This window comes from Salinimonas chungwhensis DSM 16280, from assembly GCF_000378185.1.
Lineage (GTDB): Bacteria > Pseudomonadota > Gammaproteobacteria > Enterobacterales > Alteromonadaceae > Alteromonas > Alteromonas chungwhensis.
Window position 1 is genome coordinate 116,963 of record NZ_KB899380.1, and the last position, 15,924, is coordinate 132,886.

The 15,924-nt window shown below is 48.6% G+C and carries 15 protein-coding genes; 13 read left to right on the plus strand and 2 right to left on the minus strand.

The window, feature by feature from the left end; translation table 11 throughout:
- Positions 1-63 precede the first annotated feature (63 nt).
- The 3 genes from F458_RS0110075 to nspC all read left to right on the plus strand — a co-directional run bounded on the left by F458_RS0110075 (position 64) and on the right by nspC (position 3,092).
- Positions 64-519, plus strand: a complete 456-nt coding sequence (locus tag F458_RS0110075) for a hypothetical protein (RefSeq protein ID WP_018983293.1) — start codon at positions 64-66, stop codon at positions 517-519.
- 224 nt (positions 520-743) lie between these two features.
- The gene (locus tag F458_RS0110080) at positions 744-1,946 is read left to right on the plus strand and encodes a saccharopine dehydrogenase family protein (protein ID WP_018983294.1); all 1,203 of its coding nucleotides are present in this window, start codon (positions 744-746) and stop codon (positions 1,944-1,946) included.
- A 15-nt stretch (positions 1,947-1,961) separates the two neighbouring features.
- Positions 1,962-3,092 (plus strand): carboxynorspermidine decarboxylase, encoded by a 1,131-nt coding sequence (gene nspC, locus F458_RS0110085; protein ID WP_026294613.1) that lies wholly within the window; start codon positions 1,962-1,964, stop codon positions 3,090-3,092.
- 60 nt (positions 3,093-3,152) lie between these two features.
- Here nspC and F458_RS0110090 read toward each other — a convergent pair whose 3' ends face one another.
- A complete protein-coding gene (locus F458_RS0110090; RefSeq protein ID WP_018983296.1) occupies positions 3,153-3,419 on the minus strand; it encodes a hypothetical protein in 267 nt (88 codons plus the stop codon).
- Between the two features lie 66 nt (positions 3,420-3,485).
- The gene (rsmI, locus tag F458_RS0110095) at positions 3,486-4,340 is read right to left on the minus strand and encodes a 16S rRNA (cytidine(1402)-2'-O)-methyltransferase (RefSeq protein ID WP_018983297.1); all 855 of its coding nucleotides are present in this window, start codon (positions 4,338-4,340) and stop codon (positions 3,486-3,488) included.
- Between the two features lie 126 nt (positions 4,341-4,466).
- On the opposite strand from rsmI, the gene F458_RS20130 reads away from it, so the two are divergent.
- From F458_RS20130 to acnD, 10 genes are all read left to right on the plus strand, one after another.
- On the plus strand, positions 4,467-6,392 hold the full coding sequence (locus F458_RS20130) for a penicillin-binding protein activator (RefSeq protein ID WP_018983298.1): 1,926 nt from the start codon (positions 4,467-4,469) through the stop codon (positions 6,390-6,392).
- Position 6,393: 1 nt separating this feature from the next.
- Positions 6,394-6,738 (plus strand): YraN family protein, encoded by a 345-nt coding sequence (locus tag F458_RS0110105; protein ID WP_018983299.1) that lies wholly within the window; start codon positions 6,394-6,396, stop codon positions 6,736-6,738.
- Between the two features lie 26 nt (positions 6,739-6,764).
- A complete protein-coding gene (locus F458_RS0110110; protein ID WP_018983300.1) occupies positions 6,765-7,364 on the plus strand; it encodes a phosphoheptose isomerase in 600 nt (199 codons plus the stop codon).
- Positions 7,365-7,949, plus strand: a complete 585-nt coding sequence (gene dolP / locus F458_RS0110115) for a division/outer membrane stress-associated lipid-binding lipoprotein (protein ID WP_018983301.1) — start codon at positions 7,365-7,367, stop codon at positions 7,947-7,949.
- A 149-nt stretch (positions 7,950-8,098) separates the two neighbouring features.
- Positions 8,099-9,502 (plus strand): MFS transporter, encoded by a 1,404-nt coding sequence (locus tag F458_RS0110120; RefSeq protein WP_018983302.1) that lies wholly within the window; start codon positions 8,099-8,101, stop codon positions 9,500-9,502.
- A 197-nt stretch (positions 9,503-9,699) separates the two neighbouring features.
- Positions 9,700-10,365 (plus strand): hypothetical protein, encoded by a 666-nt coding sequence (locus F458_RS0110125; RefSeq protein ID WP_156824219.1) that lies wholly within the window; start codon positions 9,700-9,702, stop codon positions 10,363-10,365.
- 123 nt (positions 10,366-10,488) lie between these two features.
- Positions 10,489-11,157, plus strand: a complete 669-nt coding sequence (locus F458_RS0110130; RefSeq protein WP_018983304.1) for a GntR family transcriptional regulator — start codon at positions 10,489-10,491, stop codon at positions 11,155-11,157.
- 21 nt (positions 11,158-11,178) lie between these two features.
- Positions 11,179-12,057, plus strand: a complete 879-nt coding sequence (prpB, locus tag F458_RS0110135; RefSeq protein WP_018983305.1) for a methylisocitrate lyase — start codon at positions 11,179-11,181, stop codon at positions 12,055-12,057.
- A 42-nt stretch (positions 12,058-12,099) separates the two neighbouring features.
- A complete protein-coding gene (prpC, locus tag F458_RS0110140; RefSeq protein WP_018983306.1) occupies positions 12,100-13,224 on the plus strand; it encodes a bifunctional 2-methylcitrate synthase/citrate synthase in 1,125 nt (374 codons plus the stop codon).
- A gap of 54 nt (positions 13,225-13,278) precedes the next feature.
- Positions 13,279-15,882 carry a Fe/S-dependent 2-methylisocitrate dehydratase AcnD gene (acnD, locus tag F458_RS0110145; RefSeq protein WP_018983307.1) on the plus strand — a complete coding sequence of 868 codons (2,604 nt, stop codon included), beginning with the start codon at positions 13,279-13,281 and terminating at the stop codon, positions 15,880-15,882.
- Positions 15,883-15,924: the final 42 nt, after the last annotated feature.

Here is a 15,924-nt window from a genome sequence, read left to right on the forward strand (position 1 = left end):
CAATACAAGACAGGGGCAGGTTTTAATTTTAATTGAGTCAGTAAAAACTGACAGTAAATTTTTTTGACGCACTTCATTTTTCTGTCTTTGCGAGTGCCGGAGGGTGATGTTGTGATAAATGGTCCTATTCAGCTGTCTACGCCATTACAGACACTGATCAGCAAAGCGCTAACCCTTTGCGAGCTAATACTGCCACATTGTCAGGCAGTCTATCCTTTTGCCGCAGTTTATGAAGACCGCGAGGTGGGTTGTCTGTTTGCGGATGACAAAGCCAGTCCTCAAAACGAAAGTTACCTTATAGAGCAATTGCAATGGCGCATTATTGATGCCACTACGGATACTCGCAGCCATAGTATTCTGGTTTATGCAGCAACCGTGACCACTGAGCACAACAATCAGTTGGATGCGATTGCGATTAACGCGACTGATTCGACAGGTAATGAGACAGTATTACTTTACCCTTATCGCCGAGTTGGCAAAAAGATTGTTATTTCGCCGCCTATGAATCATTCAGCGTAAGGCCATGACCAGCAAAACTTATTGTAGTAGGGTTATGGCAGGATGGTGACATTGATGATGTCAGCGACAGTCAGACGATGCTTCCGGCAAAATTTCAGTCAGCACAGATAAAAGTCATCACCGATTGATGGCTTTTTTATATATTGCAAACATCAACTTTGCTTGCCAATTTAGTGATGTCTGCTAGGATTCAGCGAAAATTTCAACGTCCTGGGAACTCATTTATGTCTCGAGTTTTAATTATTGGCGCCGGTGGCGTCTCAACAGTAACCGTAAAAAAATGTGCGCGTCTGCCAGAGTTTTTCGATGAAATCTATCTGGCAAGTCGCACGGTATCAAAATGCGAAGCCCTTCAGCAGGAAGTGGGAGAAGACCGGGTTAAAGCAGTCTTTGCACTGGATGCCGATAATGCCGACGAAGTCGAAAAGCTGATTAATCAGGTAAAACCTGATCTGGTAATCAATCTGGCTTTGCCGTATCAGGATTTGCCAATTATGGATGCCTGTCTGGCCACCGGCACAGATTATCTGGATACCGCAAATTACGAGCCCAAAGATGAAGCGAAATTTGAATACAAATGGCAATGGGCGTATCAGGATAAATTCAAAAATGCCGGTATTATGGCATTGCTGGGGTCCGGCTTCGATCCCGGTGTAACCAATGTATTTACCGCGTATGCGGCAAAACACTATTTCGACGAGATTCATTATCTGGATATCGTAGATTGTAACGGCGGCGATCACGGCCAGGCCTTCGCAACCAATTTCAACCCTGAAATCAATATTCGCGAGATTACCCAGCGTGGCAAGTATTTTGAAAATGGTGAGTGGAAAGAAACTGATCCGTTGAGTGTTCGTAAGGATTTGGATTATCAGAATATCGGTGTACGTCCGTCATACATGATGTACCACGAAGAGCTGGAATCCATTGTTAAACATATTCCTACCATCAAACGTGCCCGTTTCTGGATGACCTTCGGTGAAGAATATCTGACCCACCTGCGCGTGCTCGAAGGTATCGGCATGACCAGCATCGAGCCCGTCGAGTTTCAGGGCCAGAAGATCGTCCCACTGGAGTTTTTAAAAGCCGTTTTGCCAAACCCCGGCTCATTAGCTGAGGGTTACACAGGAATGACATGTATCGGTACCTATATAACCGGTATCAAAGACGGTAAAGAAAAAACTATTTTTATTTACAACAACTGCGAGCACGCCAAAACCAACGAAGAGGTTGGTGCTCAGGCTGTGTCCTACACCACCGGTGTTCCGGCGATGATTGGTGCCAAATTAATGCTGGACGGAACCTGGAAGAAACCGGGCGTGTGGAATATGGAGCAGTTTGACCCTGATCCCTTCATGGAAGAGCTAGGCAAACATGGCCTACCATGGCATGTGCTTGAATGCGACGAAAGCCCGTTCACTAAGTAATCAGGAGAGCATCGCTTGAGCGATCTAACTCAACGGGAGGACATCCCCTCCCCCTGCTATGTGCTTGAAGAAGCCAAATTACTGGAAAATCTGGGCCTGATGAAGCGGGTACAGGAAGCTGCAGGTGTCAGGATTATCCTGGCGCTTAAAGGTTTCTCAATGTGGTCTGCATTTGACATCATCAAACCTTATTTGCACGGTGCCACAGCCAGCTCAGTCTGGGAAGCCAAACTGGCCTCAGAGATGGGTAAGGAAGTACATGCATATTCACCTGCCTACAAGCCAGATGATATTGATCAGCTAAATAAACTGGTTAACCATTTATCATTTAACAGTCTTTCCCAATGGGAACGTTATCGTCATTCGATGCCGGATGTTTCCCTGGGTTTGCGGATTAATCCGGAGCATCAGGAAGCTGAAACCCCATTGTACGATCCGGCGGCCCCCGGTTCTCGCCTGGGAGTACGCGCCAACGAAATTGATGATGTGGATTTAACAGGTATTGAAGGCTTTCATTGTCACAACCTGTGCGAATGTGATTCTTACGCTACCGCCCGCACCTTGCAGGCAATAGAAAAGCGTTTCGGTAAATGGCTCGGACAGCTTAAATGGCTCAATCTCGGCGGTGGGCATCTGATGACTCGGGACGGGTATGATGTTGACCATTTGATAAATACACTGCGTGATTTCACTTCCCGTTACCCTCATCTGGATGTAATCCTGGAGCCGGGTTCGGCAGTGGCGTGGCAAACCGGCCCGCTTATCGCAGAGGTGGTTGATGTAGTCAAAAATGAAGGCGATATTGCTATTCTGGATATCTCGGCTACTGCCCACATGCCCGATGTACTTGAGATGCCTTACAGACCCGATATTTTGCATGGTGGAATGCCAGGCGATAAAAAATATAATTATCGTTTAGGAGGAAATTCCTGTCTGGCCGGAGATGTTATTGATACGTACTCTTTTGATAAACCACTAGCTATCGGTGATAGGCTTCAGTTTCAGGATATGATGCACTACACCATGGTTAAAACGTCGTTTTTTAACGGTGTTGAGCACCCGTCTATTGGTATTTTGCGTAGCAATGGTGAATTTGAACTGGTGCGACAGTTTAATTACGACGACTTCAAGCATCGCTTGTCTTAGTGTTCCCAGAATATCACACCGATAACTGCACCCGTCAGTTATCGGTGTTTTTTGCAACCGTTATATCACGCCTTTGCCACGTGCGACGCCTTCTTTGGAAGCCTCACCTTCTGCCAGTACCTTATCATCCAGCAGCAACTTAAAGGGCGTGCCGGCATGAGCGGTGATATTGTATTCGAACCCCTGCATTTTATTCTCGTCAACCTCAACCTGAGCTTCCTTATTCGGATGAAGAAGCTCGTAGGCACCATCATCGTTGGCTCTGTCGACAATATTTACCATCCACGTGCCATCATTAATTTCCAGCTTTAAGGTTTGCTTCGTCATAGACCCTCCTGTAATTGTAGTGTGGATACGCGGCTACCCATCATTTTGATTACCAAAGCGGCCTTACTATTCTTTATCCGACTGCTGGCCAAAGCTAAGACCGGCCTGATACAGCGCATTCTTCTTGAGTTTGTAATGTCCGGCTACGATAGCTGCGGCTTTTTTCAGCGGTAATACTTCAGCCAATTCTTCCAACAGGGCAAGGGCCGGTGCGGGTATTTCAGTTTCTTTAACCGGCGCCGGCGAAACCATAAGTACAAACTCGCCCTTCTGTCTGGCCGGTTCAGCTTCTAACCAGCTGATTAATTCACTGGCCGACCCGCCTACATAGGCTTCGAAGGCTTTGGTCAGTTCTTTTGCCAGAACAATGCGCCGGTCATCCCCCAGAATTTTTTGAATCTCCGCCAGCGTATCTAAAACCCGTCGGGGAGCTTCATAAAAAACAGTGGTCGCATTACGTTCTTTTAAAAGCTTAAGCAACGTTTCTTTTGCCTGCTTTTTAACTGGCAAAAAACCTTCAAAAATAAACCGGTCAGTGGGTAGACCAGAGCCACTTAAGGCTGTTATAGCTGCACAGGGACCAGGTAAGGGAACGACCGGTATATTCTGGTCAGTACAGTGACGTACCAGTAAGAATCCCGGATCGCTGATAAGGGGAGTTCCGGCGTCGCTAACCAGAGCAACTGACTCGCCATCAAGCAAGCGGCGACATAGCATCGCCGCCCGCTTTTCTTCATTATGTTCATGTAATGACAGCGTTCGGGTTTTGATCCCGACATGCTGTAACAGCCGATGGGTGTGTCTGGTATCCTCCGCAGCTATCCAGTCTACGGTTTCCAATATTCTCAGCGCGCGGGCAGTGATGTCTTCAAGATTACCTATAGGTGTGGGTACGATATAAAGCGTAGCTGGAGCGGACATATTCACCTGTTACCTGCAAATTAAAACGTGCAGTGTAACACGCCCCGAGTACGGTTTATCGCTGCAAACGTAGATTTTCCTGTGTGTTCAGATAAACTTAATTCCTCCAAATAAGAGGGAACAGATGTGCAACTGAAAAGTCGGGCTCGTTTATCGCTAACGTATTGTGCTTTAGCCCTGGCGCTAATAAGTGCCGGATGTAGTACTTCATCTAATCAGGCGCCACGAAAAACCATCGCTACTAATGAAAGCCCCCGGATAAAGCAAGTTGAGCAAACGCCGGAGTCTTTGCTGCGCCAGGCGCAGCAAATTCAGCAACGCGGCGATTCCCGGCAGCTTAATGATATTCTGCTGGATACTGTCATCGCCTATTTACAGGATGACCAGCGGATTCATGCTCAGCAGGTATTGCTATGGTTGTTGGAACAACCATTATCCAGGTTGCAGCGAAGCCGGGTGAATACACTTATTGCACAGGCGTATGTTGATGATCCCGGCATCGAGCCCGAAGCGCTGATTGATTTATTACAACCAGTTGAGAAAGACGAGCAACTTAGTGAGCGTCAGCTTAGTTTGCTTACAACGCTTTATTTACGTCAGCAAGATTATCTTGCCGCAGCGGCAGCATATGTTCAGTTTATGCCCAATACTGCCGCAAGTGTCGATAAAGTGTGGCGCTGGATCAATAGCGTGCCAGCCAGCGAAATCAACCAAGCCTCTGGTCAGTATCCTGAATTGCAGCCATATTTTGCATTGCGCGCTTTGGTCGCAGACAACGGGTTGCAAAGTGCTTCTCTGCAGCAAGCGCTGGATAATTTTACCCGCGTCTATCGCGGTAAGCCGTTGGTGGATCATCTGCCTGAGCCAATCACCCAGGCTGCCATGACCCGCTACAAAGAAATACCTCATATTACTGTGATGTTGCCATTGAGCGGTCGCTATCAGGGCACTGGTATGGCGGTGAAAGATGGTATTCTGGCCGCGTATTATCAACAGTTATCTGAGTCCGGTGCATCTGCCGTTCCGACTATCAGTTTTGTGGATACACATCAAAAACAGCCAGACGAGCTAATCAATGCTATCGGGGATAGCCGTTGGGTCATCGGCCCGCTACTAAAAGAAACGCTGGATATGGTGCTGCCCAAATTACCCTCGGATATTAATCTACTGGCGCTTAACCGGCCTGACGATACTCCGGATACGATATTAGGCACACCTGACAGTCCACTGGTCCCGGAAAGCTTTGCTGTTGCCCCCCCTTCGCCCAGCGCAACCTGGTTTGCGCTGGCGCCAGAAGATGAAGCCTATCAGCTGGCCGACCATATCGCCGAAAAAGGCTATCGGTCGCCTATTGTAGTGGCGGCTAACGGCTCAATATATCAGCGTTTACTGGACGCTTTTGAAAAACGCTGGCAGTCTCACCATAAGGCAGAAGACAAAGCCCGCGCATTGAACGTAGTCACCTTTGATGACAGTGGGTCGCTCAAAGAGGGCATTACCGATGCACTTGGCGTGGCACAAAGTAAATCGCGGATTGATCAGATTCGCTACATGGTTAATGAAAAACTTTACAATGTAACCCGTAACCGTCGGGACATTGATGCCATTGTAGTCTTTGCCTCTCCTGAACAAACAGAACTGCTGAATCCTATGGTGGAGGCAAGTCTCAGTCCGTTTGATGGTAAAACCGTACCGGTCTATGCCACATCACGTTCGATGGAATACGATAGCGGCAAGAATCAGTGGCGGGATTTGCAGAATGTACGTTTTATTGATATGCCCTGGATGTTACCGCAAAACCGGTGGACCAGTCTTACCGATACCGCCAATCAGTTATGGCCTGACCGTAGTACGACATTTTCACGTTTTTTTGCGTTTGGTGTAGATGCTTATCAGATGTTGCCTAACGTCATGCAAATGGCGCTGTTACCGCAGGTTAGTCTGGAAGGATTAACCGGGACCTTATCGGTGGATGAAAAAGGCCGGGTGATACGACGTTTGCCTCAGGCGCGTATTAATAACCAGCAGGTTCAACGAGTAAGCGGAGAATAACGTGTCGCGAGCAGCGGGCCAGCAAGCAGAGGATCGCGCAACCGACTACCTTCTGGCACAGGGCTTGACGCTGGAGGCGCGTAATTATCACACGCGTTTTGGCGAGCTGGATATAGTCATGCGCGACAATAAAACCTGGGTATGTATTGAGGTAAAGGCCAGAAAGCGGCCCACCCACGGTATTGCCAGCGAGTTCGTAACGCCGACAAAACTTCACAAGATACAGACCTGTTTTGAACAATATATGCTGGCACAGGGTCATAACCCTAACCACACACCCATGCGTGTGGATGTGGTAGCATTAGATAATAATAATCTGCAATGGATAAAAAACATTGCCGGATAACTTCTTTGCCTGGAAAGTGAAGCACTATGATTGAAAATATAAAAGCCAATTTTACTGAAAGTATTCAGACCAAAATAGCCGCGTCTGAAGTACTTCCTGAGTCTATCGAGAAAGCTGCCATGATGATGGTTGAAGCACTGATCCGCGGCAACAAGGTATTAAGTTGTGGCAATGGAGGATCAGCCGGCGATGCTCAGCATTTCTCCTCTGAAATGCTCAACCGCTATGAGCGGGATCGTCCCAGCTTGCCGGCAATTGCGTTAAGTACTGACACATCTACCCTAACCTCAATTGCTAATGACTACAGCTACGACGAGGTCTTTGCCAAACAGGTTCGGGCGCTGGGCCAGTCCGGCGATATTTTGTTTGCGATATCAACCAGTGGAAATTCCCGGAACGTAATTGCGGCGATGGAAGCTGCATTATCCAGAGACATGACCATTGTTGCACTGACTGGTAAAGATGGCGGAGAAATGGCAGGATTTCTCAGTGAGCATGATGTTGAGATACGCGTCCCCTCCAATCGGACTGCGCGCATTCAGGAAGTACATCTGCTGGTGATTCACAACCTGTGCGAATGCATTGATGACAGTCTTTTTCCAGCTGATGACGGAGAAAACGGATAGATGACCAAACGCTGTTTTGCTGCGTGCGTTCTTACTTTAATTTTTACTGTGACCCAACTCCAGGGCTGTGTCGTTGCGGCAGTGGGTGCGGGCGCAGCAGCGGCGGCAAAAGTCGCTAATGATCGCCGTACCGTGGGCACGCAACTGGATGATCAGAACGCTGAGGGCAAAGTATCCTTTCGCTGGGCCAAATACGATCGGTTAAAGGATTCAGCAAACCTGCGGGTTGACGTGTACAACGGCGTTGCACTGTTAACCGGCCAGGCCCCTGATCAACAATTGATATCTCAGGCTGTCAATGAGGTACAACAGGTAGATTACATCCACAAAATTCATAATCAGGTTCGCGTGGGCCAGCCGCAGGCGGCTACGTCACAGGCCTATGATATCTGGCTGGCAAATAAAATCCGGGCGAAGCTGCTGGCTAACGAAAATGTACCAGCATTGCAGATTAAAGTAGTGGTGGAAAATGCCGAGGTTTTTTTAATGGGCCGAGTCACCAATCAGGAGGCGACCTATGCTGTGGATATCGCCAGAAATGTGGAAGGTGTGCAACGAGTCATTCGGGCTTTCGAAATCACCTGAAACATAGTTACCCTGACAGTCATTGATCCTTCCTACCGTCAGCATCTTATAGACACAGGTTAGTGAATCACCGCCTGTACAGGGCCTGTCTGCGCCCTGTACAGGCGCATCTTTTTATTTATGCTCAACACAAGTGATCATTCATCGGCATGCCATCTTTATCTCATAAAACTGCGACAGCCTTACTGGTTGCCGCTGCACTATTTATGGAAATTCTGGATGCAACCATCATTACTACCGCGCTGCCGATTATCGCCAGTGAGTTTGGTGTTCCCGCTGCTCATCTGTCAGTAGGCGTCAGCGCCTACCTTGTTGCCGTTACTATTTTTATTCCGGTTAGCGGCTGGGCGGCAGATCGTTTTGGTGCCAAACGCGTGTTTTCGCTGGCAATCCTTATCTTTGTGGGCGCATCAGTACTGTGCGGCCTGAGTGAAACATTACTGCAGTTTACCCTGGCTCGTATACTTCAGGGCATTGGCGGCGCTATGATGGTACCTGTGGGCCGTCTGGTGGTACTGCGCAATCTGCCCAAAGAGCAAATTGTCAAAGCCATGGCAATTCTCACGTGGCCGGCCCTGGGCGCCCCGCTTATTGGACCCGTACTGGGGGGCTGGATTGCACAAACCTGGCATTGGTCATGGATTTTTTTCATCAACATTCCGCTAGGCGCAGTGGCTCTGCTTTTTACCCATTGGTTATTGAGTAATGAAAAAGGTCAGTGGCAAAAGTTCGACGTTGTTGGATTCACACTTAGTGGATTAGGTTTTGGAATGCTTATGGCGGGGTTGGAGTCATTCAGTGCCCGACCTGATGATATGACCATACCTGCGCTGCTCGTAGTGGCAGGTGTAGTAATATTAAGTCTTGCGGTTCGCCATATGCTTACCACATCCAACCCGTTATTTTCATTAGCTGCGCTACGGTTTAATACGTTTCGCGCCACCATGACCGGTGGCTCGATTATACGCATAGCATTGTCCAGCGCACCATTTATCATTCCTTTGATGCTGCAGGTTGGACTGGGTTACAGCCCTGTCGAGGCTGGCACGCTCCTGTTATGGCTGTTTGCCGGCAACCTGGCAATTAAGCCGGCGACCACCTGGATTATGAATACATTTGGGTTTAAAAATGTATTGGTTTATAACACGATACTTGTGGCAACCGGCTTTTTCGTACTTGCGCTGTGCAGTGAAAGCACTGCTGGCTGGGAATTAGGTTTGATTTTATTTTTAAGCGGCATGACCCGCTCCATGCATTTGACAGTGCTAAATACCCTTAGCTTTGCGGATGTCCCTCAGACGTATATTCGCGATGCTAATACATTAAGCGCTGTACTTATGCAAATGACGCGCGGCATGGGAATCACTGCCGGCGCATTAGCATTAGCACTGGCAACATTTATCATCGACGAATCACGTAATACCCCAGTCACTGCGGACTTTCAGCTTACTATGGTGTTTATGGGCGTTATCGCACTGTTGTCGCTTTTCAACAGCGTAAGGTTAAAGCCTGGCATTGGAAACGCGGTACTTAACGAACGGCAGGCCTCCTGACCAATTTACTATCTGTAAACGCTACACCGTGGTGTGCCTTTACTACAATAGTAACCGCCCACGATCCCTCTATCATTTTGAAATATAATGACTTATCTATATAGCACCAAAGTTGCATCTGCGATCCATGAATAGATTTCGAGTCGATTAGCAATTTTGCTGATCGCTTACCTTACCCCCCCAATAAGGAGCTTTTCGTGAACGCTACTAAGCTAATGCTTGCTTCACTGATTTCAACATCACTGTTTGCTACGTCTTCAATCGCACAGGAAACAAATACCAACAGTGTTCCTGTGGCTACCTCGCAGGTCAGCACTACGTGGATGACGCTTACCGGTAGTGTAACCCGGACCGACCAACAGTCAGTCACCGTCGATTTTGGTGAAGGCGAGATTACCGTGGAAACCGATGCACTAATGCTGGATGAGCGCGCTTTTGAAAAACTGCAAGGCGCTAGCGTCACTGTAACCGGTATGCTAAATCAAAACCTGCTGGAAAACGGTAAAATGAGAGCAGCAAGTTTATATATGCAGGATATTGGTACTGCCTTTATTGCCTCAGAATCAGTGGAAAATGAATCTGATATGCTTATTTCGGCTGCCGGCGTCGATCTGGATAAAGCCCAGGTCACCCTGATCGGCAATGTTAGTGGCGTCACAGATGACACCTTTCAGTTCGATGTCGGCGATGGCACATTGAATATTGAAGTCGATGACCTTAAGGATAATCCACTGGACGATGAGGGTTATCTACAGTTGAAACACGGCGATCGGGTAAAAATCACTACCTCCCTGGAAGATGATTTTTTTGAAGACTATGAAGTGAACGCAGAATCTGTCGTGCGTCTGCAACAGGCAAAATAAATTTCGCATACCGACAAAGCATCAACCGATGCTTTGTCGACAATACCCCGTCCAAATCTTGACGCCTCCCGTTATTAAGCCTATATTGTCGACACCACCTCTTTAAATAACGCCAATTTCAAGATGTCATTACCTCTCGAAACGCCTGTTACCAGTGCCGATAAAACATTTTATCAATTGCGCACCGACATTGTTGAAGGGGTCATCGGTGCCGGCGCTAAATTAAGCGAAACAGAATTGTCGACACGTTACGCAGTCAGTCGTGCAGTAATCCGAGAAGCAATTAATCGGCTGGTAGCCTGCCACTTGGTAGAGCGCAAAGCGAATGTGGGCGCCAAGGTTGTAACCTTGTCGGCCGCGGGTCTGGTCCAGCTATATCAGGTGCGGGAAGCTTTAGAAGGTATGGCTGCCCGGCTAGCAGCGACCAATATGAGTGAAACTGAAATTACGGATTTACAGTCTTTACTTCAGGCTCATTCTAATAAGGTAAGCAGCGGCGAATCGTATTATCAGGAAGCCGGTGATGTGGACTTTCATTATCGCATAGTCCTGGGTAGCAAGAACACGCATCTTATCAGCGTACTTATTGATGGCATCTATCATTTGGTTCGCATGTATCGAGTACAACTGGGTATGGCTGGTCCACGTGTTACCACCGCATTCGAGGAACACAACAACATAGTGCGGGCGATTGTTCATCGAGATGGTGAACTGGCAGAAATTTTAATGCGCCGACATATTCTTTACTCGAAAAACAATATTCAACAAAAACTAAATTCAACCTCATCCTAACCCTACAGAGGCAAAATACTTATGCAAAGTGCAGGAAAAAAATTTCGTCAGGCGCTGACTGATAATCACCCCCTCCAAATTGTCGGCACCATCAACGCATATTCAGCAATCATGGCCAAAGAGATTGGACATAAAGCCATTTATTTATCTGGTGGCGGGGTGGCTAATGCCTCGTACGGTCTTCCGGACCTGGGAATGACCTCGCTCAATGATGTTCTTGAAGATGTACAGCGTATTACGCGGGCCTGTGATTTACCCTTGCTGGTAGACATTGATACTGGCTGGGGTGGCGCGTTTAACATCGCAAAAACTATTCAGGATATGGAAAAAGCCGGTGCCGCAGCAGTGCATATGGAAGATCAGGTTGCTCAGAAACGTTGCGGCCACCGCCCTAATAAAGAAATCGTATCAACAGCGGAAATGGTCGATCGCATAAAGGCCGCAGTGGATGCTCGTACTGACCCTGATTTTTTCATTATGGCACGCACTGATGCGTTTGCGCAGGAAGGACTAGAAGCTGCTATTGAGCGGGCCAAAGCCTACGTGGCAGCCGGCGCCGATGGAATCTTTGCCGAGGCGGTACAGACTGAAGCGCACTATCGGGCATTTGCAGAGGCGCTGGATGTCCCGATTCTGGCCAATATCACGGAGTTTGGAAAAACCGAGCTGTGGAATAAAGAAGAGCTTGCCGAATGGGGCGCCGACATGGTGCTTTATCCCTTAAGCGCATTTCGGGCAATGAATAAAGCCGCCGAGCGTGTCTATCAGACAATACTCAACGACGGCGATCAAAAAGCCGTCGTAGACGATATGCAGACCCGCATGGATCTGTACGATTATCTTGGCTACCACGAGTACGAACAGAAACTCGACGATTTATTTACACAGAATAAAAACTAATAACTTTTGACCCTTTGTTCCTACATTTTCAGGAGATAATCCATGGCTAAACAACTCAGCGGCGCAGGTTTGCGCGGACAGGTAGCAGGTAAAACAGCACTTTCAACAGTCGGCGTATCCGGCTCAGGACTGACCTATCGTGGCTACGATGTCAAAGATCTGGCGAATAATTGTCAGTTTGAAGAAGTGGCGCATCTCATTTTGAAAGGAAAACTGCCTAATGAACGTGAGCTAAGCGAATACAAACAAAGACTTAAGTCACTTCGCAGCCTGCCCCAGCCACTTAAAGAGGTGCTGGAGCGTATTCCCAAAGATGCACATCCTATGGATGTTATGCGCACAGGCTGTTCAGTGCTTGGTAATCTTGAGGGTGAACAAAACTTTGATCAGCAGCAGGATGCCACAGAGCGGATGTTGGCCACTTTTCCAGGCATCATTTGTTACTGGTACCGGTTTACCCACGACGGTGTAAGAATCGATGAAAATACCGACGATGACTCAATCGGCGGTCACTTTCTACACCTGTTACACGGGGAAAAACCCAAGCAGTTACATGAAGATGTTATGCATGTTTCACTCATCCTTTATGCTGAGCATGAGTTTAATGCCTCTACATTTACTGCCCGCGTATGTGCTTCCACGCTGTCCGATATTCATTCTTGCATCACCGGCGCTATTGGCTCATTGCGTGGCCCGCTTCATGGCGGTGCTAATGAAGCGGCAATGGACATGATTGAGGATTTCACCTCTCCGGAGCATGCTGAAAAAGAAATGATGGGCAAGCTGGAGCGCAAAGAAAAAATCATGGGCTTTGGTCATGCTGTTTACTCAGACAGCGACCCACGCAATGAAATCATCAAACAATGGTCGAAAAAGCTCTCCGAAGATGTGGGTGATGATGTACTTTACGCCGTTTCAGAACGCTGCGAAGAAGTAATGTGGCGCGAGAAAAAGCTGTTCTGTAATGCCGATTTCTTCCACGCCTCCGCCTATAACTTTATGGGCATTCCTACCAAGCTTTTCACACCGATTTTTGTGATGTCCCGCCTTACCGGTTGGGCCGCCCATGTGATGGAACAGCGTGCAGATAATCGTATTATCCGTCCGTCTGCAGAATATACCGGCGAAGAACTTCGCCCTGTTCCACCGATGCATGAGCGTGACTAAAAATTCTAAAGCGGCGCGCCTGGAGCGCGCCGCTTTTACATTAAAGAGACCGTTATGAATACCGATTATCGAAAGCCTTTACCGGGCAGTAAGCTGGATTATTTCGATACCCGTCAGGCCATCAATGACATTAAATCTGACGCTTACGACACCCTACCCTATACTGCCAGAGTGTTAGCGGAAAACCTGGTGCGAAAATGCCCGCCAGATATCCTTACCCAATCTCTGGAGCAATTGGTTTTCCGCCAGCGCAAGCACGACTTCCCATGGTTTCCATCAAGGGTTGTCTGTCACGACATACTGGGGCAGACCGCGTTTGTCGACCTCGCCGGTCTGCGCGATGCTATTGCAGCAAAAGGCGGCGACCCGTCTAAGGTAAACCCGGTTGTCCCAACGCAGCTAATTGTTGATCACTCTCTGGCAGTCGAACATGCCGGGTTTGAAAAAGATGCCTTTGAAAAAAACCGGGCTATCGAAGATCGCCGCAACGACGATCGTTTCCACTTCATAAACTGGACCAAAACCGCCTTTAAAAATGTGGATGTTATCGGACCAGGCAACGGCATCATGCACCAGATAAATCTGGAAAAAATGTCGCCTGTAGTCCATGCCAGAGATGGCGTTGCATTTCCCGACACACTGGTAGGCACTGACAGTCATACACCGCATGTTGATGCCCTGGGCGTTATCGCTGTAGGCGTTGGTGGCCTTGAAGCGGAAAGCGTGATGCTGGGCCGGGCCTCGTACATGCGTTTGCCGGATATTGTGGGCGTTGAATTAAAAGGTAAACCTCAACCGGGCATTACTGCAACGGATATCGTTCTGGCGCTGACTGAATTTTTACGCGAGCAACGAGTCGTCAGTGCCTATCTGGAGTTTTTCGGCGAAGGAGCCTCCAATCTGACAGTAGGCGATCGCGCGACAATTTCCAATATGACACCTGAGTATGGCGCCACCGCAGCAATGTTTTACATTGACGAGCAAACCATTGATTATCTCAAACTCACCGGCCGTGATGACGAGCAGGTGGCGTTAGTGGAAAATTACGCTAAACATACCGGATTGTGGGCTGATGACCTGGCGACGGCCCATTATGAGCGCATTCTTGAATTTGATTTAAGTGCCGTAAACAGAACGATGGCCGGTCCGTCTAAACCGCATGCCAGTCTGCCCACCAGCGATTTGAAGCAACATGGCTTGCTGGGTTCGGTGGAGCATGAAGCGGGCCAGATGCCTGATGGTGCAATTATCATTGCGGCTATCACCAGTTGTACCAACACCAGTAACCCCCGGAATGTAGTGGCCGCCGGTTTGCTGGCTAAAAAAGCCAACGAATACGGACTGACCCGCAAGCCCTGGGTAAAAACCTCCCTGGCGCCCGGCTCTAAGGCCGTAAAGCTATACCTGGAAGAAGCGAACCTGATGGACGAGCTTGAAGCACTGGGTTTCGGTGTGGTGGCATTTGCCTGTACTACATGCAACGGTATGAGTGGGGCGCTGGATCCAACAATTCAGCAGGAACTGGAAGAGCGCGATTTATACTCAGTGGCCGTGCTGTCGGGAAACCGTAACTTCGACGGTCGTATCCACCCGTTTGCAAAACAGGCCTTTTTGGCCTCGCCAGCATTGGTGGTAGCTTATGCCATAGCCGGTTCAATCCGGTTTGATATCGAAAAAGATGTGCTGGGCACCGATAAAGACGGCAATGGAATTACGCTCAAAGACTTATGGCCCAGCGATGAAGAAATCGATCACGTAGTGGCTAATTATGTCAAACCTGAGCACTTCACCCGAGTCTACGAACCAATGTTCGACCTCAAGGTGGATTACGGTAAAGATTTGAATCCATTGTATAACTGGCGCGAACAAAGCACCTATATTCGCCGCCCTCCTTACTGGGAAGGTGCTTTGGCAGCTGAACGTACAATGACCGGGATGCGGCCGCTGGCATTGTTGCCGGATAATATCACCACTGACCATTTATCCCCTTCTAACGCGATTTTGCCAACCAGTGCAGCTGGTGAATACCTGACCAGTATGGGTGTGCCTGAGGTGGATTATAACTCTTACGCTACCCACCGTGGTGATCATCTCACCGCGCAACGGGCGACACTGGCTAATCCTAAGATCTTTAACGAAATGGTCAAAGAACAGGGTGAAGTGGTACAGGGCTCACTAACCCGGCTGGAACCGGAAGGTAAAGTTGTGCGTATGTGGGAAGCAATTGAAACCTACATGTCGCGTAAGCAACCGCTGATAATTATCGCCGGCGCTGATTACGGGCAGGGTTCTTCCCGCGACTGGGCAGCCAAAGGCGTGCGCCTGGCAGGGGTGGAAGTTATCGTGGCCGAAGGCTTTGAACGCATTCACCGCACTAACCTGATTGGAATGGGCGTACTGCCCCTTGAGTTTAAGCCTGGCACAACCCGTATCATGTTAAAGCTGGATGGCACCGAAACTTACGATGTGAAGGGTGAGCCTGAACCCGGCGCCGACCTGACGCTTGTGGTCAATCGTAAAGATGGTGAGTCAGAGCATGTGCCGGTTACCTGTCGACTGGATACTTTCGAAGAGTTGTCGATTTACTCAGCCGGCGGTGTATTGCAGCGCTTTGCTAAAGATTTCCTGGAAGCGGAAGAGGCACAGCCAGTCAGTTAAAGACAATGGAAAGCTGGGCATTTGCTCAGCTTTTTTCTTGAT

Bases quoted from the DNA above. Each gene is read 5' to 3' on its own strand.
- F458_RS0110090 (WP_018983296.1), bottom strand. From the start codon at position 3,419: ATGACGAAGCAAACCTTAAAGCTGGAAATTAATGATGGCACGTGGATG.
- prpC (WP_018983306.1), top strand. From the start codon at position 12,100: ATGGCTAAACAACTCAGCGGCGCAGGTTTGCGCGGACAGGTAGCAGGT.
- dolP (WP_018983301.1), top strand. From the start codon at position 7,365: ATGACCAAACGCTGTTTTGCTGCGTGCGTTCTTACTTTAATTTTTACT.
- F458_RS0110120 (WP_018983302.1), top strand. From the start codon at position 8,099: ATGCCATCTTTATCTCATAAAACTGCGACAGCCTTACTGGTTGCCGCT.
- F458_RS0110130 (WP_018983304.1), top strand. From the start codon at position 10,489: ATGTCATTACCTCTCGAAACGCCTGTTACCAGTGCCGATAAAACATTT.
- F458_RS0110080 (WP_018983294.1), top strand. From the start codon at position 744: ATGTCTCGAGTTTTAATTATTGGCGCCGGTGGCGTCTCAACAGTAACC.
- prpB (WP_018983305.1), top strand. From the start codon at position 11,179: ATGCAAAGTGCAGGAAAAAAATTTCGTCAGGCGCTGACTGATAATCAC.
- F458_RS0110110 (WP_018983300.1), top strand. From the start codon at position 6,765: ATGATTGAAAATATAAAAGCCAATTTTACTGAAAGTATTCAGACCAAA.
- rsmI (WP_018983297.1), bottom strand. From the start codon at position 4,340: ATGTCCGCTCCAGCTACGCTTTATATCGTACCCACACCTATAGGTAAT.
- acnD (WP_018983307.1), top strand. From the start codon at position 13,279: ATGAATACCGATTATCGAAAGCCTTTACCGGGCAGTAAGCTGGATTAT.